This window comes from Dankookia sp. P2 (assembly GCF_050632255.1).
Classification (GTDB): Bacteria; Pseudomonadota; Alphaproteobacteria; order Acetobacterales; family Acetobacteraceae; genus Paracraurococcus.
Map to the genome: position 1 here is coordinate 2,085,527 of NZ_CP192581.1, position 23,932 is coordinate 2,109,458.

The window sequence follows — 23,932 nt, forward strand, 5'->3', positions numbered from 1 at the left end:
ATGGCCGGCGGCCCGGCGGCCTCGGCTATTCGACCTTCAGCGCGGCGCGCAGCTCGGCATGCGCCTCGGGGTCGGACAGCGCGGCGAGCCGCCCGGCGGCCACCCGGGCATAGCGCTGCAGCAACGCCTTGCGCCGGGCGGAAGCCAGCGGGTGCGCCGGGGCCTCGCGCAGCAGGGCCGTCTCCCGCCCCTCCGCCACCACCAGCCCGGCATCCCCGGGCAGCAGCTCCTGCGGGAAATCAAGATCCACGGCGAAGTAGAGCCGGTCGCAGAACTCCCGGTAGTCCGGCCACTTGAGGTCCGAAAGATAGTCCCGGGCGCAGGATTTCACCTCGATGATGGCGAAGTCGCCGCCCGGCAGAAGCGCCAGTATGTCCGCCCGCCTGCCGTTCGGCAGCGGCATCTCGGGCACCGGGACCCAACCGCGCAGGGCGCAGAAGCGGGTGGCGGCCCGGCAGACCGCAAGGGTACGCGCGGCCGCTGCGACCGGCACGCCACGCGCGACCAGATTATTCATCTAAAACCGCTCCGTGCATGGCGGGGCCACTGTTCTTTCTGCGGGGAAGCTGTCAAATGTCGCAAGCCGTACATTCCTGGACATGATTGCAACACGCTTCTCCGTCGCTCTCCCATATCTTGCTCCTCATCGCCGACGATTCCGACGGCGATTCCACCAGTGCGCGGCTGGCCTGGAGCATCGGAACCAACCCTGTGGTGGTGCGCCGCATCGCCGGTCAGCTGTCTCGGGCGGGGCTCATCGCCGTCCAGCGCGGACCGGGTGGCGCCTCGCTCTCCCGCCCGGCGACGCAGATCACCCTGCGTGACGTCTGGCGGGCGATCCACCCCGAGAAGGAGAAACTGCTGGGAATCCACAAGAAGACCAACGCCGAATGCACCGTCGGCCGGATGGTGCCGAAGCTGCTGCGTCAGCGCTTCGATCAGGCGGAGACGGCCCTGATGGCCGATTTCAGCAAGACGACCATCGCCCAGCTCGCGGCAGGCCTCGGCGAACACGCCGAGCGCGCCGTCGCCGAATAGGCGCCGGCACGGCGTCGTCACCGCCCCGGACGGCCCCGCCGCCCGGCGATCCGCCTCAGCCCAGCAGCGCGTCGATCGCGCGCGCCAGCCGGATGTCCCGCGCCGAGAGGCCGCCGGCATCGTGCGTGCTCAGCAGGATCTCCACCCGGTTCCAGATATTGGACCATTCGGGATGGTGGTCCTGTGCCTCCGCCAGCAGCGCCACCCGGGCCATGAAGCCCCAGGCCTCGGAGAAGTCGCGGAAGCGGAATTCGCGGCGGATCGCGTCGCGCCCCTCCACCGGCCGCCACGCCGGCAGAGCCGCCGCCAGCCCCGCCCGTGCCGCCGCATCCAGCCGCTCGACCATACCCGCACCCTCCCGAGATCTGCTGCTTGACGGCGCCGCCCGCACAGCCTCCGCTGCGCGGCATGCGCCACGGCACCCCGCCCAGCCTCGAAGACCTGCTCGATATGGCGGAGACCGCGCTCTCCGCCATCCCCGCCCCGCTGCGCGACCTGGTGCGCGGCACCGCCATCGTGGTGGAGGAGACGCCGGATGACGAGATCCTGGCCGAGATGGAGATCGACAATCCCTGGGACCTCACCGGGCTCTACCGCGGCGTGCCGCTGACCCAGAAGAGCGTGCTGGACGTGCCGCTCTCGCCCGACACCATCCTGCTGTTCCGCGAACCGATCCTGCTGGAATGGATCGAGACCGGGGAGGATCTGTTCCGCCTGGTCCGCAACGTGCTGATCCACGAGATCGGCCATCATTTCGGCCTTTCGGACGCGGATATTGACCGGTTGGAGCGCGAAGGGGAGTAGCCGCCCCGATTCCGCCGCCGCCGCGCGCCGGGTGCTGCGCCGGGCGACGGGGCCGAGGCTGCCGCCCTGCACCAGGATGCTGAAGACCGCCACCGCATAGGTCGCCGCCAGGGTGCCCGGCTTCTCCGGCCCCTCCGGCAGACCGAACCCAACGCCACCGAGATACCGCCGCGCAGCCCGCCCCAGACCAGGACCGGGACGGTGCCGCCGACGAATTCGATGAAGCGGCTCAGCACCGCGACGCTGCCCGCCACCGCGACCAGCCGGCCGGGCAGCGCAAGCTCATGGCCGGCGGGCCGATCGAACTGGGCAGGTGGAACACCCGATGGTTCAGCCACGCGAAGCCGGCCGCGAGTACGAGCAGCATCGCCGCAATGGCGAAGGGAGAGAACAGCCGGGCCTCCATCGGCAGCCGGCGGAGGCGCGGCCACCCCGGCAGCAGCGGCTGGACCGGGCAATGGTCGCGCCGGGTCAGCGCAGCGCGGCGGCGAAGCTTTGCACCGCGACGGCGGCGCCCATCGCCAGGTCGGCCACCTGGCTGGAGGTGACGCCGGCCACCGCCCAGCGGCCATCCGGCGCCTGCGCCAGCACCGGCGCGCCGCTCGCGCCATAGGTGCCGGCGCAGTCGTGCAACAACAGCGCGCCGCCCTGCGCCAGGCCGATGGCGTGGCAGCCGGTATCGGCCAGCAGCATCTCCGGCCGGTCCTGCTGGTAGCCGCCGAGCATCAGCGGCGTGCGCGGCGCGGGCGGCGCCGGCAGCAGCGGCAACACCCGGTCCGGAGTGCCGAGCGGCGCATCCAGCGTCAGCAGCGCCCAGTCCGCCCCGCGCGGACCCTTGCCGTCCGGGCGGTAGCCTGGCGCCACCTGGACACCGGTGACCCGGCCATGGCCAGCGAAGCGGCCGCGGTCGTAGCCAAGCAGGAAATGCAGGGTTTCCGGCTGCACCAGGTTGCCGCTGCGCGGCGCCACCAGGCAATGCGCCGCGGTCAGCACCAGGCGCGGCCCGACCAGGGCGCCGGAGCACCGCTTGCCGAGGTCCTGCTGCACCCGGCCGAGCGCGCGCCAGGGCGGTTGCTCCAGGTCGACCGGCCGGCGAGGGTCGGCGGCGCCGATCCCGGGCAGGCGCGGGCGCTCCGCGGCCGGCTGCGCCGCGGCCAGCCCCGGCAGCAGCGCCGCGAGCAGCCCGAGGGCGCGCGCCGGGCCCGGTCCGCGCATGCCGCGGCTCAGTGGCCGTGCGGCATCGGGCCGCGCGCCCCGGCCGGCTGCACCGCCAGCATCACCTCGATCTCCCCGGCCCGCTCGAAGCGGAGCGTCAGCGGCACCGACCGGCCCTGGATCAGCGGCTCCTTCAGCCCGATCAGCATCAGGTGGAAGCCGCCGGGCTGCAGGGTGACGGTGCCGCCCGGCGGCAGGTCGACCGCCGCGACCGGGCGCATCCGCAGGATGTCGCCCTCGCGGATATGGGTATGGATCTCGGTCACCCGGGCGACCGGGCTGCTGGCGCCGACCAGCCGGTCCGGCGCGGCGCCGCGGTTGGCGATGGCGAGGAAGCCGGCGCCGGTGCCGTTCTGCCCGGCGGCGCGGGTCCAGGGCATGCTGACGGCGATGTCGCCCTGCTGCTGGGCATGCGCCGGCAGCGCCAGCAGGGCGGGGGCGAGGAGGAGGGCGCGGCGATGCATGGCCGGGATCCTCACCGCGGGGTCAGGCGAAGGGCGGGCGCCGGACGGGCGAGGTCGTGCGCCGCCTGGCCGGGGCCGGGCTTCTCCGCCCAATGTCGGACTTGCCGCCCTCGCAGCCCTGCCGGACCGGCAGGTACAGCGTGCCGCCCGGCTCGTTCGGCGCCTGCAGCATGACGACGAATTCCTCGTACTGTTCGTCCGGCAGGGGGCCACCTTCCCAGGTGATGCGGCCGACCTCCTCCTCCATGTCCATCCCATGCGGGCTGCGGACGGCCTGGGGCAGGCGGCGGCGCTCGATGGTCAGGCGCCAGCCGGGCTTCGGCATCGGCTTGGCCGAGTAGATCCCCTCCGGCAGGTCGAGGGTGACGCGGGTGGTGGCGGCGCCGGCGCAGCCATGCGGCACGCGGAGCGCGGCGCGGACATAGCTGCCGGCCGGGGCGGAGGTCGGGTCCAGGGTGACGTGGGCGGCGGCCGGCAGGGCGCAGAGGGCGCCCGCGGCCAGGATTGCGGTCGGGATACGCATCAGGATTCTCCTGAGGGTTCGGGGGCGGAACGCTCAGGTGGCAGGCGGGGCGCGGGCCCGTTCCGGCGGCAGGGCGGCGGGCGCGGCATGCCGCGATTCCGCCGCCGCCCAGGCCAGGGCGATCCAGGCTGGCGGCCGCAGCCCGGCCGCCGGCACCGGCAGGGCGGGCGGCCCGGCCAGGCAGGCCTCGCAATGGTCATGCCCCGGGACCGCCGGCGCCAGCGGGTCGGGGATGTGCCGGACGCCGCCCTCGGCGGTGCAGACCGGGATGGTGGCAACGGGCGCAACCTGCCTTGCCGCGAGCGGCGCCAGCAGCAGCGCCAGGCCGAGCAGCAGGCGCAGGGTCAGCCGGGCGGTCAGCGTCCTTGCCGCGCCGTCCCGCGCTTCAGGCCAGCTCGTACTCCACCTCCGGCACATAGACCGCCGCTTCCTTGCCGAGGCGGGAGGAATACAGCGTGAAGTGCTCGACCGCCATCGGCGGCAGGCGGAACAGGTTGTGCGCCTGGACGAAGGCGACCAGCTTCTCCGGCGCCGCCCGGTCGGTGCGCGCCAGGGTGACGTGCGGCGCGAAGCGCTTGCGCTCCGGCTCCAGCCCGATCCGCTGCAGCGCGGTCTCCACCTTGGTCTGCAGGAAGCCGAGCTGCTCCGTCTTCTCGACGCCGACCCAGAGGCTGCCGATCCGCCCGGCCTTCTCGAAGGTGCCGACCCCGCGCAGCGAAAGCTCGAAAGGTCGGGCGCGGATATTGGCCAGCGCCTCGTCCACCTCCTCGGCGCGCCAGGATTCGACCTCGCCGATGAAGCGGAGCGTCAGGTGGTAGTTCTCCGGCGGCACCCATTTGGCGCCGGGGATCCCGCCCGAGAGCAGGGCCAGCTGCGCCTTGATGGCGGCCGGCAGAGCGAGCGCGACGAAGAGGCGTATCATCAGCCTGTCTCCCCATCATCCGGCGGGCGGGTTCGGCACCCGCTCCAGCAATGTCTCGACCGCGGGGAGCATGCGGCGGAGGATCTCCGCCAGCCCCCGCTCGTTCGGGTGGATGCCATCCGGCTGGTTCAGCGCCGGATCGCCCGCCACGCCGTCCAGGAAGAAGGGGTAGAAGACCAGCTCCGGCCGCTGCTGCGCGAGATCGGCGAAGACGGCGGCGAACTCCCGGCCGTATGCGGCGCCGAGATTGGGGGCGCCAGCATCCCGGCCAGCAGCACCGGGATGCCGCGGGCCTTGAGCTTGTCCAGGATGGCGGTCAGGCTGGCGCGGCTCTGCGCCGGCGGCAGGGCGCGCAGCCCGTCATTGCCGCCGAGTGCGACGATCGCCGCCTGCGGATTCTCCGCCAGCGCCCAGTCGAGCCGTGCGAGGCCGCCGGCCGTGGTGTCGCCGGAGACACCGGCGTCGATCACCTGCACCGTCCGGCCGCGCGCCGCGAGTTCGGCCTGCAGCCGCGGCACGAAGCCCTGGCCTTGCGGCAGGCCGTAACCGGCGGTCAGGCTGTCGCCCAGTGCCAGCAACCGGATCGGCGCCGTCGCCGCGGTGGCCCGAAACACTCCGATACCGGCGATGGCGCTGGCGAGGGCTGTTCCCAGCGCGGCGCGACGGCCATATCCAGCGGCAGCCCGGAAACCAGAAGGCGCCATGGACAGCATCGCAAGCCACTCCCGATCCCTGGCCGGAGACGACGCAGCCGATCTCGCTCATCGCGGCCAGGGACCTGCGGTTCAGGGTGGCGGGGGCGGCCGGCGAGGTCAACATTCTCCGCGGGGTGAACCTGACCATCCGGCGCGGCGAGGCGGTCGGGCTGGTCGGGCCTTCGGGTTCGGGCAAGACCTCGCTCCTCATGCTGCTCGCGGGGCTGGAGAAGCCGACGGGCGGGGTGCTGCGCGTCGCCGGTCGCGACCTCGGCGGAATGGGTGAGGACGCGCTGGCCCGCTTCCGGCGGGAGACGGTCGGCATCGTCTTCCAGGCCTTCCACCTCGTCCCCACCATGACGGCGCTGGAGAACGTGGCGATCCCGCTGGAGTTCGCCGGCCGCCGCGACGCCTTCGACCGCGCCCGGGCCGCGCTGGAGGCGGTCGGGCTGGCGCATCGCATCGGCCACTATCCCGGCCAGCTTTCGGGCGGCGAGCAGCAGCGGGTGGCGCTTGCCCGGGCAACGGTGGCCGAGCCGCCGCTGCTGCTGGCGGACGAGCCGACCGGCAACCTCGACCGCGCGACCGGCGTCGCGGTGATGGACCTGCTCTTCGGGCTGCAGGCGCGGCTCGGCACCACGCTGCTGCTGATCACGCATGACGAGCACCTGGCGGCGCGCTGCGGCCGGGTGGTGCGGATGGAGGATGGCGGGGTGGTGGAGGACGCGGCGCGCTGAACGGCGTGCCCGGCGCGGCGTTTCGCATTCAACGGCAAAGGAGTCCGCCATGCGCATGGCCCTGCTGCTGCTCGCCGCCCTGACGCTCTCGGGTTGCGGGCTGGTCGCCCTGCCCTTCCGGGTGACGGGCGACGTCATCTCCGTCGTGCCGGTGATCGGCAAGCCGATCGGCGCGCCGATCCATGCAGTGGGCGACGCGATCGACTGAAGGAAAAGGCCGGGGGAGAAGGTATTCTCCCCGGCCCCCCCTCATCTATTTCGTCAGGTCTGACACCCGTCACGCGACGCGTGCCAGACTTATGGGAACAAAGAGGCCTGCTCAGGCCGCCTTCGCGGTCACGCCCGGCAGCGCACCGGTCCGCGCCACCGCCGCGATGGTCGCCGCAAGCTGCCGCGGCACGGCATAATGCACCATGTGCCCGGCCCCTGGATGACATGCAGGATGCTGCGCGGCAACGCCTCGTGCAGCCGCGTCGCCATGTCGCTGAACACCACCTTGTCCCCCGCTCCGGCCAGGATCACCGTCGGGACCGTGAGGCTGCCAAGCTCGTCGCGGAATTCCAGCGCGCCGGGGATCATCAGCGCGCCATCGTCGGCGGCCGCGCGCAGCTGGGACGGCCGCATCGCCATCCCCTCCGAATACTCCGCATCGAACCGCGCCGGCACCGTGCGCGGCGAGAACATCGCCCGCTTCACCAGCGGCAGCGTCAGCCGCCCGAGCAGCGGCGAGACGGTGTAGCGCAGGATGTCGCCGAAGCCCGGGATGGCGGCCAGGGTCACCGGCAGCACGTCGGGCCGCAGCGTCCAGAAATAGTATCCGGACACCAGCACGGCACCCTTGATGTCGGCCTGGTGGTTCAGCGCCATGGCCAGCGCGACGATGGCGCCCCAGGAATGCCCGACCACCACTGGCCGCTCGACCCCGAGTTGCTTCGCCGCCTTGTAGAGCAGCTCGGCCTGCGCCTCAGCGGTCCAGAGCTTGCCGCGCGGCCGGTCGCTATGGCCGAAGCCAGGCCGGTCGAAGGCGATGACCCGGTGATTCTCCAGCAGGGATGGGGCGACGCCGCTGCTGTCCCAGTCGCCGCCGCTGACCAGGTTGCCGTGCACCAGCACCACCGCCGGGCCGGTGCCGCGGTCGGTGTAGTGCAGCCGCACGCCATCGACCTCGATGAAGCGGCCCTGCGGCGGGTGGCGCCGCTCGGCGCGCTTTGCCGCCAGGCTGTTCAGCAGGGCAAGGCCACCGAGGACGGCGGCGCCGATCAGCGGCAGGCGGGCGGCGGGCTTGGCGGCGAAGTGGCGGGCGGTGGGGAAGCGGGTCAAACGGGGAGGTCCTCCGAGCATTCGATGCTGCGTTGCAGCACATGCCAACGGGGAGGCTCCCGGTCGGTTCCGCCTGTGGCGGCTAGCGGGTCACCGGCACCGCGTTCTCCGCGCGGCGCCGCTCGATCTCGCGCCAACGGGCGACGTTGCGGTTGTGCTCCTCCAGCGTCCGGGCGAAGGCATGGCCGCCGCTGCCGTCGGCGACGAAGAACAGGTCCTCGGTCGCCGCCGGGCGGGTCACGGCGCGCAGCGACGCCATCCCGGGCGCGGCGATCGGCCCCGGCGGTAGACCGCGGATGCGGTAGGTGTTGAAGGGGTGCTCGCGGTCGAGGTCGGCCCGGCCCAGCGGTCGGTCCAGCGTCCCGCCTTCGGCGGCGGCATAGGCGACCGTCGGGTCGGATTGCAGCGGCATGCCGCGCCGCAGCCGGTTCAGGAAGACCGCGGCGATGCGCGGCCGCTCCTCGGGCAGCGCCGTCTCGCGCTCGACGATCGAGGCGAGCACCAGCGCCTCGCGCGGGGTGGCCAGGGGCAGGCCCTCGGCGCGTTCGGTCCAGGCTGTGTTGAGCGCGACCAGCATGGCGCCCTCGGCCCGGCGCAGCAGCGCGGCGCGGTCGTCGCCCCATTGGTAGGCATAGGTCTCCGGCAGCACGGCGCCTTCCTCGGGCGCCGTGACCTCGCCGACGAGGCCGGGCGCCTCGCGCAGGACGCCGACGATCTGCCGCGCCGTCAGCCCTTCCGGGATGGTCAGCCGACGCTGCACTGGCCGCGCGCTGCGCAGCACGGCCAGTACCTGCTCGAGCGAGGCGCCGGGGGAAAGGCGAATTCGGCGGCGCGCAGCGGGCCCTGCCCGCGGGTCGCCCAGGCAGCGGCGGCGAAGCTGCGGGCATCGGCGATCACGCCGGCCTGCAGCAGCGTGCCGGCGATAACCTCGGTTCCGCCGCGCGGCACGACGACCTGGGCGGGGGCGGCCAGCGGCCCGGGCGCATGGTAGAGCCGGAGCGCCTGCCAGCCGGCAAGTCCCGCGAGGACACCAAGCGCCAGCAGCGCCACGCCGAGACGGCGCAGTGCCCTAGCCATGCAGGGGAAACCGGAAAAGGTGCATCGTCATCCCGCGCGAACGCGCAAGCCGGCCAGCGGATGCGCGCGAAACCGCGCCCTCAGGGCGCGGCGCGGAAGACGATGCTGGCGTTGGTGCCGCCGAAGCCGAAGCTGTTCGACAGCGCGACCTCGATCGGCCGCTCCTGCGCCACCTTGGCGACGCGGTCGATGCTGCTCTCGCGCGAGGCCTTCTCGAGGTTCAGCGTCGGCGGCGCGACGCGGTCGCGGATCGCCAGCACCGAGAAGATGCCCTCGACCGCGCCGGCGGCGCCCAGCAGGTGGCCGATCGCCGACTTGGTGGAGGACATCGCCAGGTGCTTGCCGTCCTCGCCCCAGAGCCGCTCCACCGCACCGAGCTCCAGGTCGTCGCCGAGCGGCGTCGAGGTGCCATGGGCGTTGACGTACTGGACCTCGGATGGCGCCACGCCCGCGCTCTTCAGCGCCGAGCGCATCGAGCGATAGGCGCCGTCGCCGGTCTCGGACGGAGCGGTAATGTGGTAGGCATCGCCCGACATGCCGTAGCCGATGACCTCGGCATAGATCTCGGCGCCGCGGGCCTTCGCGTGGTCCAGCGCCTCGAGCACCATGACGCCGGCGCCCTCGCCCATCACGAAGCCGTCGCGGCCCTCGTCCCAGGGCCGGGAGGCCTGCTGCGGGGTGTCGTTGTAGGCGGTGGACAGCGCGCGGGAGGCGCAGAAGCCCGCCATGCCGATCTCGGAGACCGCGGCCTCGGCCCCGCCGGCGACCATGACATCGGCATCGCCGAAGGCGATCAGCCGCGCCGCATCGCCCAATGCATGCACGCCAGTGGCGCAGGCCGTGACCACGGAGTGGTTCGGACCCTTGAAGCCGTACCGGATCGAGACATGGCCGGAGGCCAGGTTGATTAGCGCCGAGGGGATGAAGAAGGGCGAGATCCGCTTGGTGCGGCCGGCGGCGACGTGCTGCGAGGCCTCGTGGATCGTCTGGAGGCCGCCGATGCCGGAGCCGATCATGACGCCGGTGGCGCAGCGGCCCTCCTCGTCTTCCGGCTTCCAGCCCGAATCCTCGACCGCCTCGACCGCCGCCACGAGGGCGAGCTGGATGAAGCGGTCCATCTTCTTCTGGTCCTTGACCGGGATCCATTCGGCGAGGTCGAGCTTGCCCTCGGCCTTGGACCCGACCGGAACCTGGCCGGCGATCTTCGCCGGCAGGTCCTTGGTGTCGAAGGACTGGATGGCGGAGATGCCGCTCTCGCCCGCGATCAGCCGCTTCCAGACATGCTCCACGCCAAGACCGAGCGGGCAGGCGATGCCCATGCCGGTGATGACGACACGCCGCGGCGCGGCTCCGTTAGCGAACACGCTTGGCCTCTCCGTCCCTGTCCGGCCGCCTTCAGGCCGCCTTGTGCTCGTCGATGTAGGCGATCGCGTCCTTCACGGTCGTGATCTTCTCGGCGGCGTCGTCGGGGATTTCCACGCCGAAGGCCTCCTCGAAGGCCATGACCAGCTTCGACGGTGTCGAGACTGTCGGCGCCCAGGTCGTCGATGAAGGAGGCGTCGTTCGTGACCTTGGCCTCTTCCACGCCCAGGTGCTCGACAACGATCTTCTTAACCTTCTCGGCGGTATCGCTCATCGCCTGGTGTTCTCCTGATAACGGCGCGTGACTGCACCCTGGCGGCCCCGGGACGGGGCTCCCCAAAGAGCCGGGGGCTTAACACGGAACCCGGAGCGGGCCTAGGCGGTGTTTGCCGGGATGGCAAGCCCCTACCCAGCGGTCCGCGACACCCCATCCCGGCAGCAGGCCGGGGCGCCGGTCCTGTTGCAAAGTCTCTAGCGCGGCGGCGGCGCGACCGCCAGGGCCAGCCGGGCCAGGCCCATCATGGCCTCGATCGCCGCACCTGGACTCGCCAGGCAGGCCAGGGCGGCGAGGATCGCCACCGGCAGGGTGCCCCCTGCCCCAGCACGGCCACCGGCGCGGCGGCCGAGGCGGCGGCGAGGAGCCAGAAAGGCCCGTCCGGCCAACCGCCGGGCGGGGCACGGTGCCGGAAGACCTGACGCTTGAAAACCGGGGGCTTTTCCACGCGCGCCATCCGCCGCTTCGCCTGCTGGAGGGGAAAGCGGGCGAGCCTAGCGGAGGTTGCCTGGCCGTTGCGCGAACATTCGGGCGATGGCGGCGGCGCAGCCTACAAGGCCCGGTTGGCCCGGGCCAGCACCGCCTCGAACAACACCTGGCACCCTGCCTCGGCCTCCTCCGGCTCGATGCTCTCGGCCTCGTTGTGGGAGAGCCCGTCCTTGCAGGGGGTGAAGATCATCGCGGTCGGCACGGAGCGGGCGACATAGACCGCATCATGACCGGCGCCCGAAACGATCTCCCGCGCCGGCAGGCCGAGCCGGGCGGCAGCCTGGCGCACGAGGTCGACGCAGCCGGCATCGAAGGGCTGGGCAGGCAGGCGGAACAGCTCGGTCAGTTGCAGCGGGGTGCCGCAGTCGCGCGCCAGGAAACCGGCCTCGCGCGGGAATTGCGCGGCCAGTCGCTCGATCTCGGCAAAGTCGGGGTGGCGGGATTCGACGCTGAAGCGGACCTCCCCGGGCACCACATTGCGGCTGTTGGGCAGGACATGCAGCTGGCCGACGGTGCCGCGGCCGTCCTCCCGCGCCCGCATCATGCGGTCCACCAGGTCGATGATGCGGGCGGCGCAGACCAGCGCGTCGCGCCGGGCGGCGGGCGGGGTGGTGCCGGCATGGGCGTCCTGGCCGGTGACGACCGCGTCGTACCAGACCTGCGCCTGGGCACCGGTGACGATGCCGATCCGCTTGCCTTCCTGCTCAAGGATCGGCCCCTGCTCGATATGCAGCTCGAAATAGGCATCGGCCGGGAAGGGCCGCGCGGGGTGGTCGCCCTTGTAGCCGATCGCGGTCAGCGCCTCATTGACGCTGACGCCGTCGACGTCCCGCAGGGCATAGACCTTCTCCAGCGGGTAGACCCCGGCCCAGGCGCCGCTGCCCATCAGCGAATGGCCAAAGCGGCTGCCCTCCTCGTCGGTCCAGTTGACCAGCTCGACCGGCGCCTCGGTCACGATGCCGAGGTCGGCCATGCTGCGCATCACCTCGAGCCCGGCGATGACGCCGAGCGCACCGTCGAACTTGCCGCCGGAGGGCTGGCTGTCGAGGTGGCTGCCGAGCAGCACGGGCAGCCGGGTGGGGGTCGCGCCCTTCGCGGCGCGCGAACATGTTGCCGATGGCGTCCACTCGGACAGTCAGGCCCAGCGCCTCGCACCAGCCGCGGAAGCGGTCGCGGCCGGCACGATCCACCTCGGTCAGCGTCAGGCGCCTCACCCCGCCTTTCGGCGTCGCGCCGATCTCGGCCATGGACATCAGGCTGTCCCACAGCCGCTTGCCGTCGATGCGCTGGTTGGTGCCGCTCATGCCGCCTCGGTCCTTCGGAAGGCGGCCGGTCTAGCGCGAAGGCGCCGCCGGCGGAACTGGGACCGGCCCTGCCCTTGCCATGCCAGGGCGAGGCCTGTCCAGCCAATGTCGAGCCAGCGATCCACGTCCCGGGTGTCTCCACCCGGGACGATCGCGGGCTACGCCTTGACCAACGGGCAGCCACCCTGGCCCAGGGGCCGGAAGGCCTCCTCCGCCGGGGTGGTCTGCAGCAGCTTGTAGTAGTCCCAGGGCCCCTTGCTCTCCTCCGGCCGCTTCACCTCGAACAGGAAGGCGGGATGCAGCTTGCGGCCATCCTCGCGGATGCGGCCCGCCCCGAAGGCGTCGTCGTCGGTCGGCATCGCCTTCATCCGCGCCACCGCGGCCGCGCCATCGGCCTTGGCGGCCGCCACACCCATATCGGCCACCGCCTTCAGGTAGTGCAGCGTGCCGGCATAGGTCCCGGCATGGGTGCTGGCGAAGCCGGCATTGCCGATCTGCGGCCGGATTCGCGCGGTCAGCGCCCGCGTGCGGTCGTTCAGGTCCCAGTAGAAGCTCTCGGTCACGATCAGCCCGGCGGCGGTGCGCAGGCCGAGCGAATGCACCTCGGTGATGAAGAGCAGCAGCGAGGCGAGGCGGATGCCGCGCCGGGTCAGGCCAGATCCGGCCGCCTGCTTGACGCAGTTGGTGGTGTCGGTGCCGGCATTGGCCAGGCCGATCACCTTGGCGCCGCTGGCCTGCGCCTGCACGAGGAAGGAGGAGAAGTCCGAGGTGCCCGGGAAGGGCGTCCGCACGCTGCCGAGGATCTTCCCCCGGCCGCCTTGACGAAGCCGCCGGTGTCCCTCTCCAGCGCATGGCCGAAGGCATAGTCGGCGGTGATGAAGAACCAGCTGTCACCGCCCGCCCGGACCGTCGCGCCGCCGACCAGAATTGGCCAGCATCCAGGTGTCGTAGGTCCAGTGCACCATGTTCGGCGAGCAGCGGATGCCGGTCAGGTCCGAACTCGCGGCCGAGCTGTTGATATGGACCTTGTTCTTCTCCCGGCAGATGTCGTTGGCGGCGAGCGCGACGGAGGAGGTGGCGATGTCCACCAGGCAGTCGACGCCGTCGCGGTCGAACCATTGCCGGGCGATGTTGACGCCGACATCCGGCTTGTTCTGGTGGTCGGCGTAGACGAAGCTCCACATTGAAGCCGCGCTGGCCGAAATCCTGGATCGCCTGGCGCGCCGCGGCGACCGAGGTCTGGCCGGTGACGTCGCGGTACATGCCGGATAGGTCGACCGGCAAGCCGAGCTTGATGGTGTTGGCCGGATTGTTCGTCCCTTGGGCCCTCGCGCGGCGGAAGGGCAGCCCGCCCAGCGCCGGCAGGGCCGCCGCCTGCAACAGGGTCCTGCGGTTCAGATCAGCCATGATGTCGCCTCCCCTTGGGCGGTGGTGTCTGCCGCACCGCCTGCCCGGGGGAGAGGCTATGGCATCGGCCCCGCCGGGGGAAAGCGGAAGCGTCAGCCGCGGAACCAGGCGCCGGAGGCGATGACGGCGACGATCAGCGTGCCATAGGCGACCAGGGCCACCGCCAGCGCGGCGAAGACCCAGGTGAGCGAGCCGGTCAGCACCAGCGCGGCGTAGCCACCGGCCACCGCAATCACCAGCCGCAGCAGCCCGGCCAGCAACGGCCATAGCAGCCGCCCGGCGCCCTGCGAGGCGAAGTAGAGCGAGAGGCCGAGCCCGAAGAAGCCATAGGTCGGCCCGACCACCCGCAGATAGGCGGCCCCGTCTCCAGCATCGCCGGATCGTCGCCAAAGAGGCCGAGCCAGGCTTCCGGCCAGATGGCGGCGGCGAGCCCCACCGTCTCGGTCAGCAGGAAGGCGACGGCGCCGCCGGTGAGCGCGATGCGCAGCGCCCGCTGCCCCTGCCCGGCGCCGATATTGGTGCCGACAAGGGCCACCAGCGGCGCGCCAAGGCCGAAGACCAACGGGATCAGCAGGTATTCGAGCCGGTTGCCGGTGCCGTAGCCGGCGATCGCATCCGGCCCGCCGGCTGCGGCGACCAGCGCGGTGGTCAGCGCCACCGTCGCCGTGGTCTGGAAGGTGGAGAGCGAGGCGACGGCGCCGACCTTCAGGATGTCGGCGAACATCGCCGCCCGCAGCGGCGCGAGGCGAAAGCGGGCGATGCTGCGGCCGGAGATCACCGCCCAGCCGAGCAGCGAGGTGGTCAACGCCGAGGTGACCACCACCGCCCAGCCCGCGCCGGCGACGCCGAGCGCCGGGACCGGCCCATAGCCGAAGATCAGCAGCGGCGAGAGCGGGATCAGCAGCGCGACGCCGAGCACCACGGCGACCGAGGGCAGCATCATGTTGCCGGTGCCGCGGAGGACGCTGGCGAAGGCGTTGTAGAGCCAGACCAGCACGGCGCCGGCGAAGACCACGTCGGAATAGGCGAGCGCCGCCTCGAGCGAGGCGCCCTCCCCGCCCAGCGCCCGGTAGAGCGCCGGGCCGAAGCCGATGACCAGACCGGAGAAGAGCAGGCCGAGCAGGCCGTTGATGACCAGCGCGTGCAGCACCAGCGCATCGGCGTCGTCGCGCCGACCGGCGCCGAGGGCGCGGGCGATCGCCGAGGAGATGCCGCCGCCCATCGCCCCGCCCGAGAGCATCTGCATCATCATGAAGCCGGGGAAGACCAGCGCCATGCCGGCCAGCGCCGCGGTGCCGAGATGGCCGACCCACCAGGTCTCGATCAGCCCGACCGAGGCCTGGGCCAGCATGACCAGGGTGTTCGGCCAGGCCAAGCGCAGCAGGGTCGGGAGCACCGGCCCGTGCAGCAGCAGCCGCGTGCGCGGGTTCATCGTGGTGGCGGCGGCAGGCGCAGGCGCGGCGGCGGTGACGGCGGTCATGACGCGTCCTTTGTGGAATCGGGGGCGGCGCGCCGGGCGAGGCGGCGGCGCGTCGCCTCCCCGCGGCGGGACCGGGGGCGACGACGAAATCGGGGCCGATGATCGGTCGGCCGGTGGCGCGGTCGACCAGCACCGGGTCGGCCGGGGCGCCGGTCCGGGCATCGACGAGCTGCACGCTGGCGCCTTCCGGGGCGAAGTGCCGGTTGCCCCAGGCCATCATCGCCAGCAGCACCGGGCGGAAGTCGCGGCCGCGCTCGGTCAGCACGTATTCGTGCCGCGGCGGGCGGTCCGAATAGAGCCGGCGCTCGAGCAGCCCGTCCTCGACCAGGGCGGCCAGGCGGCGGGTCAGCATGTTGGGGGCGATGCCGAGGCTGTCCTGGAATTCCTCGAACCGGGTCAGGCCGGCGAAGGCGTCCCGCAGGATCAGGATGCTCCACCACTCCCCCACGCGTTCAAGGGACCGGGCAATGGGGCAGGGCATGGAATCGAAGCTGGTGCGGCGCATGGCGGCAGGCTAGGCGCATTCACTATCAACATGCAAGTCACTTGGCATGGGCGGAGCCCGCTGCCGGCTCATGGACCCGTGGGCGGGAAGGGACACGCCGGTCCCACCCCACCCGGCCTCAGCCGAACTCGATCGTCAGGTTCATGGGGAAGATGCCGAACTCATCGTCCATCCGGAGGCGCCCCGCCGGCCCGGCTGCGCGCCGCAGATCGGGCAGCCGCAGCACTGCCTTGCAGATCTCCGGAATCATCACCCGGTTCATGTAGACGCCGAAGCATTCATGCATGCCGTAGCCGAAGTGCATGTAGGCCTCCGCCGGCCGGTCGGTGCGGAAGGCCCGCGGGTCGCGCAGCTTCCGCCCGTCGAACATGGCGGACCGGGTGGCGGCCATGACGAAGGCGCCGGCCGGGATGGTCCGCGCCCGCCAGGTGCCGGCGGCCAGCCGGTAATCCTCCAGGCAGTTGCGGAACAGGCCCGGCGTCAGCGGATAGAAGCGCGAGGCCTCGAAGACATGGCGCGCGAGCATGGCGTCGTCGCCGGCCAGCGCCGCCGCCTGCGCCGCGGCCAATTCCCGCGGCCGGTCGAGCAGCACCTCGAAGAGCTGCGGGATCACCATCGGCGGCTGCGGCAGGGCGCCGACGATCAGCCCGATCATGTTGTTGCGGATCTCCCGGTCGGAGAAGCCGGGGAGCCCCATTTCCTGGAAGGCCAGGCAGCGCTCCAGGACGTCGTCGTGCTTGCCCCGCGCCAGCTTGCGCGCGGCGATCGTCTCCTCGACATAGCCGCGCATTGCGGCCGCCAGCGGCTCCGCCGCCAGCTTGCGCGCGGGATCGTCGAAGAGGTCGGCGAACATGTAGCCGAACAGCCCGCGCGCCTGGTCGGAAAAGCCCCGCAGGCTGCGCCCGGGCGTGCCGAGATAGCTGCCGAAGAGCCGCGTGGTGACGTCCTGGGTCAGCTCCATCGCCAGGTCGAGGCGCCCGGCCGGGCGCGCGCGGTCGATCACCGCGGCGGCAAGCCGTGCGGTCTCCGGCCCGACGCGGGCCACCGCCTCCGCGCGCGGCGCGGTCATCCGCATGTTGGTCTTGTCGCGGGTGTAGCGCTCCTCGTCCCGCATCCCGAGGAAGATGTTGTCGCCATCCATGATGGTGGCGATCTTCGGCGCATAAGGGACGTCGAAGACGTTCGGCCGGCTCAGTACCTCCTGCACGTCGTCGTAGCGGGTGACCAGCGCCCAAGTCCGGCCGCGGATGCGCACCACCAGGATGGGGGCGAGGGTCCGCGCGATGCGGAACACCAGGTCCATATGGCCCTTCAGCCAGCCAAGGATGCGCTGGCCGGTGCCCGGCGCCTGGACGGCGCCCGCCACGTTCACCCCGTCCGGCATGCGGGCTGCCCTCCTCCGGCTCGGGGTCAGGTCGGGTCGACGGAGCCCATGGCCATCATCCGCAAGGCGGTGATGCTCGGGATGAAGAAGTACTCGCCGCCATGCGTCTCGACGAACATGGGCAGGTTGGCGGCGATGTAGGGCGCGCGGCCGGTCCGCGGGTCCGACTGCACGACGAATTTGTTGGCCAGCGGATTGTGCGGGTCGCGCCTGCCGGTGATCGGGCAGGCGTCGTTGCCGCTGTCGAGGTCGAGCCCGTAATGCAGCCATTGCTGCTGGATGAACTCGAACTGCCGGAACAGGCTGCTGCAGAGCGCCATGATGAAGACGCCGTGCTCCGCCCCGTCGTCCGCGAGGCCGGCCGGCGAGGCGTCGCCATAGGGCAGACCGCGGCGCAGGATGCGGCGGCGGTTGGTCAGCTGGGTCGAGGCCTCGCCCAGCTTGTGGTCGGGGTCGAGCATGTCGCGCGGGTTCACCCGCCGCACATGCGACCCCAGTGGGCAGCGCACCCCGTCTGGATCCTCGGTGTAGCGGTAGTCGCGCAGCTTGCGGTCGAACTCCGCCGCTCGCGCCCTCTCCGCCGCATCCAGCGGCAGCCGTGCCGCGACCTTCGCCAGCACCGGCAGGTAGGGCGCGATGAACGCCCGCTCGTCCTGCTTGGTCGGGGCGAGCACCAGCGGCACGCCGGAGGGCCAGCGGCCGACCATCTTCGCCATCAGCGTCTCGCGCGCCTCGGTCGGGTCGGCGATGCCGGCGGTGCGGCCGAAGGCCTCGGCATGTGCGGTCATCGCGGCCTCGAAGGCGGCCGTGTTCTGGTGCAGCTTGCGCAGCGCCATGAAGGTGCCGTTGCGCATGAAATTGCCCGGCACCGAGGCGACCGGCAGTTCCTGCCCCTCGCTGGCCTGGCCGAGCAGGAACTCGCCGGCTGAGAGCGGCGCCCAACTCGTCTTCGCGTCGAAGGGACCGGACCGGATCTTGCCCGAGCCGAGGGCCGCGGCCGGGTCGTCCTCCAGCACACCCTGGCCGGTGAAGACCGGGTCGGAGATGCCGTCCGTGAAGCCGAAGGGCTCGCGCGGCGTCGGCACCAGCACACCGTCCGGCCCCCTGGCCATGATGGTGCCGGAATCCTGCCAGCGGTCCTCCGCCGGCGCGCGGCCATCCGGCCGCCGGCCATGGCCGCGCAGCAGCGTCAGCCGCCCGCGCGCGAAGGGATGCTCGGTCAGGCCGACCAGCCAGCGGGTCCAGACCTCGAGGTCGGGCACCGGCAGGCCGGTCGAAGGCTCGGCCTGGGCGTTCAGCGAGACCCAGACATGGATCGCCTTCTCGTCCTCGATATTGGCGTTGCGCCAGACCGTGTCCCAGCTCTCCGGCGCGCTCGCCTCGAGGTCGCCGAGGATGGTGTTGCGCCCGGCCATGCCCTGGATGAATTCGTCCGGCATCAGCCTGAGCGTCGAGACCGGCAGCTCCAGCGCGTTCAGCCCGGCCCAGGTGAAAGCGATGTTCAGCGTCACCGCCGGCTTGTCGCGCACCGGCGCGCCCGCCGGCGTGGCGGCGTTGCGCCAGGGCTCGGCGGTGGTGACGGCGGGGCGGATCTGGTCCACCAGCCAGCGGGCGATCTCGCTGTCCCAGCGCCGCGGGTCGTCCCGACGCCGGTTGACGTGGAACAGGAAGTAGCGGGCATAGGGGAAGCCATAGCGGCCATAGGGGCGGTGGATGTTGCCCTGGATGTCGTGCAGGTCGAGCGTGCTCATGCCACGGCCCCCTCGGTGCTGGCCGGCGCGGGGCGCGCGACGGCCGCTGCGGCGGGCTTGGCCTCGCTGCGGATGACGCCCGGCGGCTGGGTCGGCGCCGCTTCGCTGGCCGGCGCGTGGTCGCGCAGGAAGCGGCCGAAGGCGGCATGCAGCGCGGCTGGGTCGCGGCCCTGGTTCTCGATGACGAATTCCACGAAGCGCTGCTGCAGGTAGAGCGACTTCAGCACGTCCGGCAGCTGCGCGCCGCGCGGGAAGGGCCGCTTCGCCCGCGCCTTGAAGGCGTTGTAGAGCCAGAGGACATAGCCGCCGATGCCGAGCAGCACGAGCAGCACCACCAGCCCGCCCCAGCGCGCGACCCACGCGGCCGCGTCATGCGCCGGGCTGTCACGGCCAAGCGCGGCGTAGAGGAAGCACAGCGCCCAGACCCCGAGCGCCGCGGCGATCGGCTTGGCATAGCCGCCGATCGCGCCCAGCGCCTTGGTCGGCAGCGCCAGGTCGGCCGGCATCCGCGCCAGGTCGGCCGGCCGCCAGTAGTCATTGAAGGGGAATGTGGTCTCGACCTGGCAGGCCTTCACGTAGCGGAAGAAATCCTCGGCCGTGGTGACCGTGGCGGCGTCGAAGCCGTAGCAGCAGGCGAAGATGCGCGTCAGCTCCGGCCGCATCGTTGCCCAGAGCGTGTCGGTGAAGGCGCGGAGGGAGGCGTCCGTGCCGTCCGCCGCGTCGAAATCCGCGGCGAACAGCAGGTAGGGCGTGGCCAGCGCATCGACCGGCTGGTGCACCGTCGGGTCCAGCCGGCGCAGCTTGGCCAGCAGCGTGTCGCCGGAGACGCGGCCATTGTAGGGCGGCGCGTCGATCAGCACGAAGCGCGCCAGGTGCGTCATGGTGTTGCGGGTGAAGGGGCTCTCTGCCTCGTCCTCCCGGGTGGTCACGCCCACCTGGGAATCCGGCAGCATCGCCAGGGTGTCGAGCAGCGTCTGCCGCCAGGAGAAGCGCTGCGACCCCGCGGTGGTGCCGAGCCGCACCGGCGCGAGCATGGTCAGGAAGTAGTGGCCGCCATCGTAGTTGGGCATGCTGCCGCCTCCTCAACCGATGGCCTGTTGGGGTGACTGATCGGGGGGCGACGCGCCGGGCAGCCATTGGCGCCGGTCGAAGTAGCGGCGGCGCGCCGCCTCCGCGCGCTCGGTCGCGGGCGAGGCGGAGGGCGCGATGCCATGGGCGCCGAAGGCCTTCTGCCGGTCGGCGAGCATCTGGTTGTATTTCGCCGCGAAGGCGGCGGGATCGGCCACCGCGTGGTCGGCGGCCAGCGCGACCAGCGCGTCGCGCAGCTGCAGCGCCTGGACGATGTCGCGCTGCGCCGCGCCCGGCGTCGCGTTGTAGTAGTAGTTGGTCTGGATCTGATTGGCCGCGATGTAGTCCTTGAAGGCGGCGATCGGGATCGAGTGCGGGTACTTCGTGCTGGTGTACCAGAGGAAATCGAGCCCGGTCGGGATGCCGTCGGCGAAGGCGTCGATGTACTGGTCCCAGGTGCCGTTGAAGTTGCTCAGGAACAGCATGTAGTCGTTCTGCAGCGCGGCGGCCAGCTTCGGCTGGTCGGGGCTGACATGCGGCCAGGCCGCCCGGGGATCACCACCCAGCGGGCGAAGTGGATAGACTTCAGCCCCAGCAGCCCGGCCAGTTGGCTCGGCGCCGAATGCGAGATCCAGAAGATCAGCTGCGTCAGCCAGGTCAGGAGGCCGGGCCTGATCGGCGTCAGCACGTTCATCGCATAGGCCTTGCCGGCGATGTTCGACATCGAGCCCTCCGCGCCCGTGCCGGGCGTTCTTCGAGGACCGAACCGTGCATCCGCGGAAATTCGGATACAAGAACAATGAATGGGATCTTGGTGCGCCGGCGCACAGCACCGTACCGCGCGTCAACCGCAGAGAGAAGATCACCGGGGGATGGCGGCTGGCGTGGCGCCGGCGCACCATCGGGCAGCATGCTGCCTACCACCATCGATCCGCCGCCCCCGCCGAGACCCCGCCCCAGGCGCCGCCGCCCGGCGCCGCAGCGCCTGCTGGCCGGCTTCCTCGGCACCACGCTGGCACTGCTCGGCTGCGTCGCGCTGCTGCGGTGGACCGATCATCCCTGGCTGCTGCCCTCCTTCGGCGGCTCCTGCGTCATCCTCTTCGGCATGGCGCGCGGGGTGATGGCGCAGCCGCGCAGCTTCCTCGGCGGGCATGTGCTGGCGACGCTGGTCGGGTTGGGCTTCCGGCTCGGCTACGTGACGGTCGGCGGGCCGATCGAACTCTGGGGCGCCGCCGCGGTCGGCGCCGCGCTGACCGCCATGGCGGCGACCCGGACCATCCATTCCCCGGCCGGCGCCAACCCGCTGGTCGTCTTCGCCGAGCAGGCCGGGCCAGGCTTCCTGCTGGCGCCGCTGCTGCCCGGCCTCGCCATGTTGTTCGGCATCGCCTACCTGGTCAACAACCTGGACCGGCCCTGGGGCGCCGGCCCCTGGCCACGCTTCCGCGAGACTTCGCCACGGCGCCGGGCCGTGCGAAACTCCCCGGCAACTCCAGGCGGAAAGCGCGCATGACCCAGCCTCTGACCATCGGCTTCCTGCTCTTCCCGCGGCTCACCCAGCTCGACTTCACCGGGCCCTTCGAGGTGCTGTCGCGGCTGCCCGGCGCCACGATGCGGTGCATCTGGAAGCAGGCCGGGCCGGTGCGCTCGGATACCGGTCTGACCATGCTGGCCGATACCGCCATGGCGGATTGCCCGCAGCTTGACCTGATCTGCATCCCCGGCGGCCCCGGCGTCACCCCGCTGATGGAGGATGCCGAGGTGCTCGATTTCCTCCGCGCCCAGGCGCCCGGGGCGCAATGGGTCACCTCGGTCTGCACCGGCGCGCTGGTGCTGGGCGCGGCCGGGCTGTTGCGCGGCCGCCGTGCCACCACGCATTGGGCCAGCCACGACTTCCTCGCCCCGCTCGGTGCCGTGCCGGTGCAGGCGCGGGTGGTGCGGGACGGCAACCTTGTCACCGGCGGCGGCGTCACCGCGGGGATCGACTTCGCCCTGACCATCGTTGCCGAGATCGCCGGTCCGGCGGCAGCCCAGGCAATCCAGCTGCAGGTCGAGTATGCCCCGGCGCCGCCCTTCGCGGCGGGCGACCCGGCCTCGGCCCCCGCCGCCGTGTTGGCGGCGGCGCAGGCGCGCGGCGCCGGGATGCGGGCGGAGCGCGAGGCGCTGGTGGCTCGCGTCGCCGCCCGGCTGGCGGCCTGACCCTGGCCGAGCCGCCCCCCGATTTGCCGGCCGGGGCGCGGGCGGGGCCGCCTGACCCCGTCCCCGCCGCCCGCGGGCCGAACCGGATCCTGCTGCTCGGCCTCGGCTATCTGTGCCTGGTGCTGGCCGCCATCGGCGCGGTGTTGCCGGTGATGCCGACCACGGTCTTCCTGATCGTCGCCGCCTGGGCCTTCGGCCGCGCCAACCCGCAATTGCGCGCCCGGATGCGGGCGCATCCCCGCTTCGGCGCCACGCTGCGGCATTGGGAGGACCACGGCAGCATCGGCCCCCGGGCCAAGCGGGCAGCGCTGGGCGGGATGGCGCTGGGCTGGCTGATGGTCACCGCGGTCTTCCGCGACCTGCTCGCCTCCGCCATCGCCGGGGCCTGCATGGCTGCCGTGGCGGTGTACATTCTGACGCGTCCGTCGCATTCTGCACCCGGAGGCTCCTGAGCGCCGGATGGAGGGCCAGGCTGCCGCCCGGCGCAGGCCAGGGCGCAGCAAGATCGCCAGCCATAAGGCCAGCGGGCATCACCCTTGCGCCGGGCGCGGGCGGCGCCACGGCAGGATGATGGGCAAAGCCGGGGCAGGCTTCCCACATAAGGCGCATATTGGACCAGAGGACGCCGCGGTCGCCCGACCGCGGCGCGACGCATCGCCCCGGCCGCGCCGGGGGCAATACCGACAGGACATATTCCCGTGGCACAAAGTCCGGCGAAAGCCGATACCGCACAGCCGATCGACCCCGCCCAGATGGAGGAGGAGGTCGCCTATCTCGCCAAGCGCCACCGCGTGACCCCGGCCATCATCCGGGAGATTATCCGCCGGTCCGGCGCCAGCGAGCGCAGCGCCATCGAGCGCGAGATCCAGAAGGGCAAGGCGCGGCGCTGAGCCGCCCTGCGCGGGGAGGGACGCCATGACCGCCGATGAGTTGAAGGCCTGGGCCCTGGCCAATGGCTGGCAGATGATCGGCGGCATGCCCTGCCTGACCAAGCCGTCGCGTCCGAACGAGGCCATCGTCCGGATGGACCTCAAGGCGACGGTCGTGAACATCGAGGTGAAGAAGCCCGCGGGAAAGTGGGAGAAGGTCTCCGGCGCGGCCTATGCCAAGGTAGAGGCCGACGAGGCGACCGGGCTGCCGCGCGGCCTCGGGCTGGATACGATCCCGGGCTTCACCATGCTGATGCGGGAGAACCTGGATGCCAGGGTATTCGCCGGCATGGGCGGCGGGCCGAAGCGGCGCTAGCCCGGCTCGCCCCCCACCGGCCGCAAACCCGGTCCTGACCTGGCAGACCGGCGCGGGCACCGTGCTCGGTCCCGCCTTGCAGCCGCGCGGAAGCGGGGCCGCTGCCGCTCAGCGCTGGCGCGCCTTGCGCGCCGCGTAGCGGGCGTCGCGCGCCGCTTTCTGCTCGGCCGCCAGGGCCAGGGCGCGAGCCTTCTTCTCGGCATCGAGCTGGATCGCGCGCTCGCGCTGCTCGGCCTCGCTGCGGGCAGCATTCGCCGCCTCCTCGGCCTCGCGGGCGGCCTTGGCGCGGGCCTCGGCGGCCTCCGCCTCGGCGCGGGCCTTGGCCTCGGCGGCCAGGCGGGCAGCCTCGGCTTCCCGCGCGGCCTTCCGCTCGGCGATACGGGCGTCGCGCGCCTCGGCGATTGCCTTCTGCTGGGCCAGCTTTTCCTGGACCCGCGGGTCGTCCAGCCCGGGGCGGGCCTTGAAGCGTTCGAGCAGGGACTGCTTGGCCTTCGCCTGGGTGCTCAGGCGGTCGTTGAAATTGTCGTACTTGCGAGCATTCATGGCGGCCTTTTAAAGCAGGAAGGCCCCGCGCGGCTACCCCGTTCCGAAGCGGGCCAGCCATGCCGATGCCTCGGGGCCGGTCCGCGGACACCGCAAGGGTCGGGCCGGCCCAGGCTTGGTTGCCGGATG

32 protein-coding genes and 3 pseudogenes are annotated in these 23,932 nt (G+C 72.1%); 9 read left to right on the forward strand and 26 right to left on the reverse strand.

Annotated features, from left to right (window positions below; genetic code table 11):
* Positions 1–25: 25 nt before the first annotated feature.
* Positions 26–517: an MmcB family DNA repair protein gene (locus ACQ86J_RS12360; protein WP_431271329.1), complete on the reverse strand. Its 492-nt coding sequence runs from the start codon at positions 515–517 to the stop codon at positions 26–28.
* 119 nt (positions 518–636) lie between these two features.
* On the opposite strand from ACQ86J_RS12360, the gene ACQ86J_RS12365 reads away from it, so the two are divergent.
* Positions 637–1,038, forward strand: coding sequence for an Rrf2 family transcriptional regulator (locus ACQ86J_RS12365; RefSeq protein WP_431271330.1), 402 nt, complete (start codon positions 637–639; stop codon positions 1,036–1,038).
* 55 nt (positions 1,039–1,093) lie between these two features.
* On the opposite strand, the gene ACQ86J_RS12370 is transcribed toward ACQ86J_RS12365, so the two are convergent.
* Positions 1,094–1,384 carry a 4a-hydroxytetrahydrobiopterin dehydratase gene (locus ACQ86J_RS12370; protein ID WP_431271331.1) on the reverse strand — a complete coding sequence of 97 codons (291 nt, stop codon included), beginning with the start codon at positions 1,382–1,384 and terminating at the stop codon, positions 1,094–1,096.
* A 62-nt stretch (positions 1,385–1,446) separates the two neighbouring features.
* On the opposite strand from ACQ86J_RS12370, the gene ACQ86J_RS12375 reads away from it, so the two are divergent.
* The gene (locus ACQ86J_RS12375) at positions 1,447–1,842 is read left to right on the forward strand and encodes a metallopeptidase family protein (protein WP_431271332.1); all 396 of its coding nucleotides are present in this window, start codon (positions 1,447–1,449) and stop codon (positions 1,840–1,842) included.
* 229 nt (positions 1,843–2,071) lie between these two features.
* On the opposite strand, the gene ACQ86J_RS12380 is transcribed toward ACQ86J_RS12375, so the two are convergent.
* The 8 genes from ACQ86J_RS12380 to ACQ86J_RS12415 all read right to left on the reverse strand — a co-directional run bounded on the left by ACQ86J_RS12380 (position 2,072) and on the right by ACQ86J_RS12415 (position 5,580).
* On the reverse strand, positions 2,072–2,248 hold the full coding sequence (locus tag ACQ86J_RS12380; protein ID WP_431271333.1) for a hypothetical protein: 177 nt from the start codon (positions 2,246–2,248) through the stop codon (positions 2,072–2,074).
* Between the two features lie 65 nt (positions 2,249–2,313).
* Entirely contained in the window at positions 2,314–3,057 is a 744-nt protein-coding gene (locus ACQ86J_RS12385; RefSeq protein ID WP_431271334.1) for a trypsin-like serine peptidase, read from the reverse strand.
* A gap of 8 nt (positions 3,058–3,065) precedes the next feature.
* The gene (locus ACQ86J_RS12390) at positions 3,066–3,521 is read right to left on the reverse strand and encodes a copper chaperone PCu(A)C (RefSeq protein WP_431271335.1); all 456 of its coding nucleotides are present in this window, start codon (positions 3,519–3,521) and stop codon (positions 3,066–3,068) included.
* 22 nt (positions 3,522–3,543) lie between these two features.
* Positions 3,544–4,044 (reverse strand): YcnI family protein, encoded by a 501-nt coding sequence (locus tag ACQ86J_RS12395; protein ID WP_431271336.1) that lies wholly within the window; start codon positions 4,042–4,044, stop codon positions 3,544–3,546.
* Positions 4,045–4,077: 33 nt separating this feature from the next.
* Positions 4,078–4,461, reverse strand: a complete 384-nt coding sequence (locus tag ACQ86J_RS12400; RefSeq protein WP_431271337.1) for a hypothetical protein — start codon at positions 4,459–4,461, stop codon at positions 4,078–4,080.
* A complete protein-coding gene (thpR, locus tag ACQ86J_RS12405) occupies positions 4,430–4,966 on the reverse strand; it encodes an RNA 2',3'-cyclic phosphodiesterase (protein WP_431271338.1) in 537 nt (178 codons plus the stop codon). Before thpR ends, ACQ86J_RS12400 begins: the two co-directional genes overlap by 32 nt.
* Before the next feature lie 15 nt (positions 4,967–4,981).
* Entirely contained in the window at positions 4,982–5,116 is a 135-nt protein-coding gene (locus ACQ86J_RS12410) for a hypothetical protein (RefSeq protein ID WP_431271339.1), read from the reverse strand.
* Entirely contained in the window at positions 5,095–5,580 is a 486-nt protein-coding gene (locus ACQ86J_RS12415) for a GDSL-type esterase/lipase family protein (protein ID WP_431271340.1), read from the reverse strand. The genes ACQ86J_RS12410 and ACQ86J_RS12415 overlap by 22 nt, the downstream gene beginning before the upstream one ends.
* Positions 5,581–5,756: 176 nt before the next feature.
* Between ACQ86J_RS12415 and ACQ86J_RS12420 the strand changes: the two genes are divergently transcribed.
* Complete coding sequence (locus ACQ86J_RS12420) at positions 5,757–6,398, forward strand: ABC transporter ATP-binding protein (protein WP_431271341.1); 642 nt, start codon at positions 5,757–5,759, stop codon at positions 6,396–6,398.
* Between the two features lie 49 nt (positions 6,399–6,447).
* The gene (locus ACQ86J_RS12425; protein WP_133292003.1) at positions 6,448–6,606 is read left to right on the forward strand and encodes a DUF6726 family protein; all 159 of its coding nucleotides are present in this window, start codon (positions 6,448–6,450) and stop codon (positions 6,604–6,606) included.
* A gap of 128 nt (positions 6,607–6,734) precedes the next feature.
* Here ACQ86J_RS12425 and ACQ86J_RS12430 read toward each other — a convergent pair whose 3' ends face one another.
* From ACQ86J_RS12430 to ACQ86J_RS12500, 15 genes and pseudogenes are all read right to left on the reverse strand, one after another.
* Positions 6,735–7,718 (reverse strand): alpha/beta fold hydrolase, encoded by a 984-nt coding sequence (locus ACQ86J_RS12430; RefSeq protein ID WP_431271342.1) that lies wholly within the window; start codon positions 7,716–7,718, stop codon positions 6,735–6,737.
* A gap of 82 nt (positions 7,719–7,800) precedes the next feature.
* On the reverse strand, positions 7,801–8,499 hold the full coding sequence (gene mltG / locus ACQ86J_RS12435; protein WP_431271343.1) for an endolytic transglycosylase MltG: 699 nt from the start codon (positions 8,497–8,499) through the stop codon (positions 7,801–7,803).
* Complete coding sequence (locus tag ACQ86J_RS12440) at positions 8,463–8,795, reverse strand: hypothetical protein (protein ID WP_431271344.1); 333 nt, start codon at positions 8,793–8,795, stop codon at positions 8,463–8,465. Before ACQ86J_RS12440 ends, mltG begins: the two co-directional genes overlap by 37 nt.
* An 80-nt stretch (positions 8,796–8,875) precedes the next feature.
* A complete protein-coding gene (gene fabF / locus ACQ86J_RS12445) occupies positions 8,876–10,114 on the reverse strand; it encodes a beta-ketoacyl-ACP synthase II (protein ID WP_431272385.1) in 1,239 nt (412 codons plus the stop codon).
* Between the two features lie 76 nt (positions 10,115–10,190).
* Positions 10,191–10,431: pseudogene (locus tag ACQ86J_RS12450) on the reverse strand (acyl carrier protein).
* A 550-nt stretch (positions 10,432–10,981) separates the two neighbouring features.
* Positions 10,982–11,986: a M20 family metallo-hydrolase gene (locus ACQ86J_RS12455; RefSeq protein WP_431271345.1), complete on the reverse strand. Its 1,005-nt coding sequence runs from the start codon at positions 11,984–11,986 to the stop codon at positions 10,982–10,984.
* A 396-nt stretch (positions 11,987–12,382) separates the two neighbouring features.
* Positions 12,383–13,408 (reverse strand): annotated as a pseudogene (locus tag ACQ86J_RS12460) (ABC transporter substrate-binding protein).
* 315 nt (positions 13,409–13,723) lie between these two features.
* Positions 13,724–13,891, reverse strand: coding sequence for a hypothetical protein (locus ACQ86J_RS12465; protein ID WP_431272827.1), 168 nt, complete (start codon positions 13,889–13,891; stop codon positions 13,724–13,726).
* A complete protein-coding gene (locus ACQ86J_RS12470; protein ID WP_431271346.1) occupies positions 13,864–15,111 on the reverse strand; it encodes an MATE family efflux transporter in 1,248 nt (415 codons plus the stop codon). Before ACQ86J_RS12470 ends, ACQ86J_RS12465 begins: the two co-directional genes overlap by 28 nt.
* A gap of 250 nt (positions 15,112–15,361) precedes the next feature.
* A pseudogene (locus ACQ86J_RS12475) lies at positions 15,362–15,616 on the reverse strand (winged helix-turn-helix transcriptional regulator); the annotation flags it as partial.
* A gap of 118 nt (positions 15,617–15,734) precedes the next feature.
* Positions 15,735–17,000, reverse strand: a complete 1,266-nt coding sequence (locus ACQ86J_RS12480; RefSeq protein ID WP_431271347.1) for a hypothetical protein — start codon at positions 16,998–17,000, stop codon at positions 15,735–15,737.
* Between the two features lie 26 nt (positions 17,001–17,026).
* Entirely contained in the window at positions 17,027–18,751 is a 1,725-nt protein-coding gene (locus ACQ86J_RS12485) for a Dyp-type peroxidase (protein WP_431271348.1), read from the reverse strand.
* Positions 18,748–19,821 carry a hypothetical protein gene (locus ACQ86J_RS12490; RefSeq protein ID WP_431271349.1) on the reverse strand — a complete coding sequence of 358 codons (1,074 nt, stop codon included), beginning with the start codon at positions 19,819–19,821 and terminating at the stop codon, positions 18,748–18,750. Before ACQ86J_RS12490 ends, ACQ86J_RS12485 begins: the two co-directional genes overlap by 4 nt.
* Positions 19,822–19,833: 12 nt before the next feature.
* Positions 19,834–20,304, reverse strand: a complete 471-nt coding sequence (locus ACQ86J_RS12495) for a hypothetical protein (RefSeq protein ID WP_431271350.1) — start codon at positions 20,302–20,304, stop codon at positions 19,834–19,836.
* A complete protein-coding gene (locus ACQ86J_RS12500; protein ID WP_431271351.1) occupies positions 20,292–20,543 on the reverse strand; it encodes a hypothetical protein in 252 nt (83 codons plus the stop codon). The genes ACQ86J_RS12495 and ACQ86J_RS12500 overlap by 13 nt, the downstream gene beginning before the upstream one ends.
* 186 nt (positions 20,544–20,729) lie before the next feature.
* On the opposite strand from ACQ86J_RS12500, the gene ACQ86J_RS12505 reads away from it, so the two are divergent.
* From ACQ86J_RS12505 to ACQ86J_RS12525, 5 genes are all read left to right on the forward strand, one after another.
* Positions 20,730–21,329 (forward strand): HPP family protein, encoded by a 600-nt coding sequence (locus tag ACQ86J_RS12505; RefSeq protein WP_431271352.1) that lies wholly within the window; start codon positions 20,730–20,732, stop codon positions 21,327–21,329.
* Positions 21,326–22,015, forward strand: coding sequence for a DJ-1/PfpI family protein (locus tag ACQ86J_RS12510; RefSeq protein WP_431271353.1), 690 nt, complete (start codon positions 21,326–21,328; stop codon positions 22,013–22,015). The genes ACQ86J_RS12505 and ACQ86J_RS12510 overlap by 4 nt, the downstream gene beginning before the upstream one ends.
* 23 nt (positions 22,016–22,038) lie before the next feature.
* Positions 22,039–22,467, forward strand: a complete 429-nt coding sequence (locus ACQ86J_RS12515; RefSeq protein WP_431271354.1) for a YbaN family protein — start codon at positions 22,039–22,041, stop codon at positions 22,465–22,467.
* Positions 22,468–22,713: 246 nt separating this feature from the next.
* Positions 22,714–22,905, forward strand: a complete 192-nt coding sequence (locus ACQ86J_RS12520) for a hypothetical protein (protein WP_431271355.1) — start codon at positions 22,714–22,716, stop codon at positions 22,903–22,905.
* Between the two features lie 25 nt (positions 22,906–22,930).
* Positions 22,931–23,260, forward strand: coding sequence for a hypothetical protein (locus tag ACQ86J_RS12525; RefSeq protein ID WP_431271356.1), 330 nt, complete (start codon positions 22,931–22,933; stop codon positions 23,258–23,260).
* 108 nt (positions 23,261–23,368) lie between these two features.
* Here ACQ86J_RS12525 and ACQ86J_RS12530 read toward each other — a convergent pair whose 3' ends face one another.
* Complete coding sequence (locus tag ACQ86J_RS12530; protein ID WP_431271357.1) at positions 23,369–23,803, reverse strand: DUF6481 family protein; 435 nt, start codon at positions 23,801–23,803, stop codon at positions 23,369–23,371.
* Between the last annotated feature and the right edge of the window lie 129 nt (positions 23,804–23,932).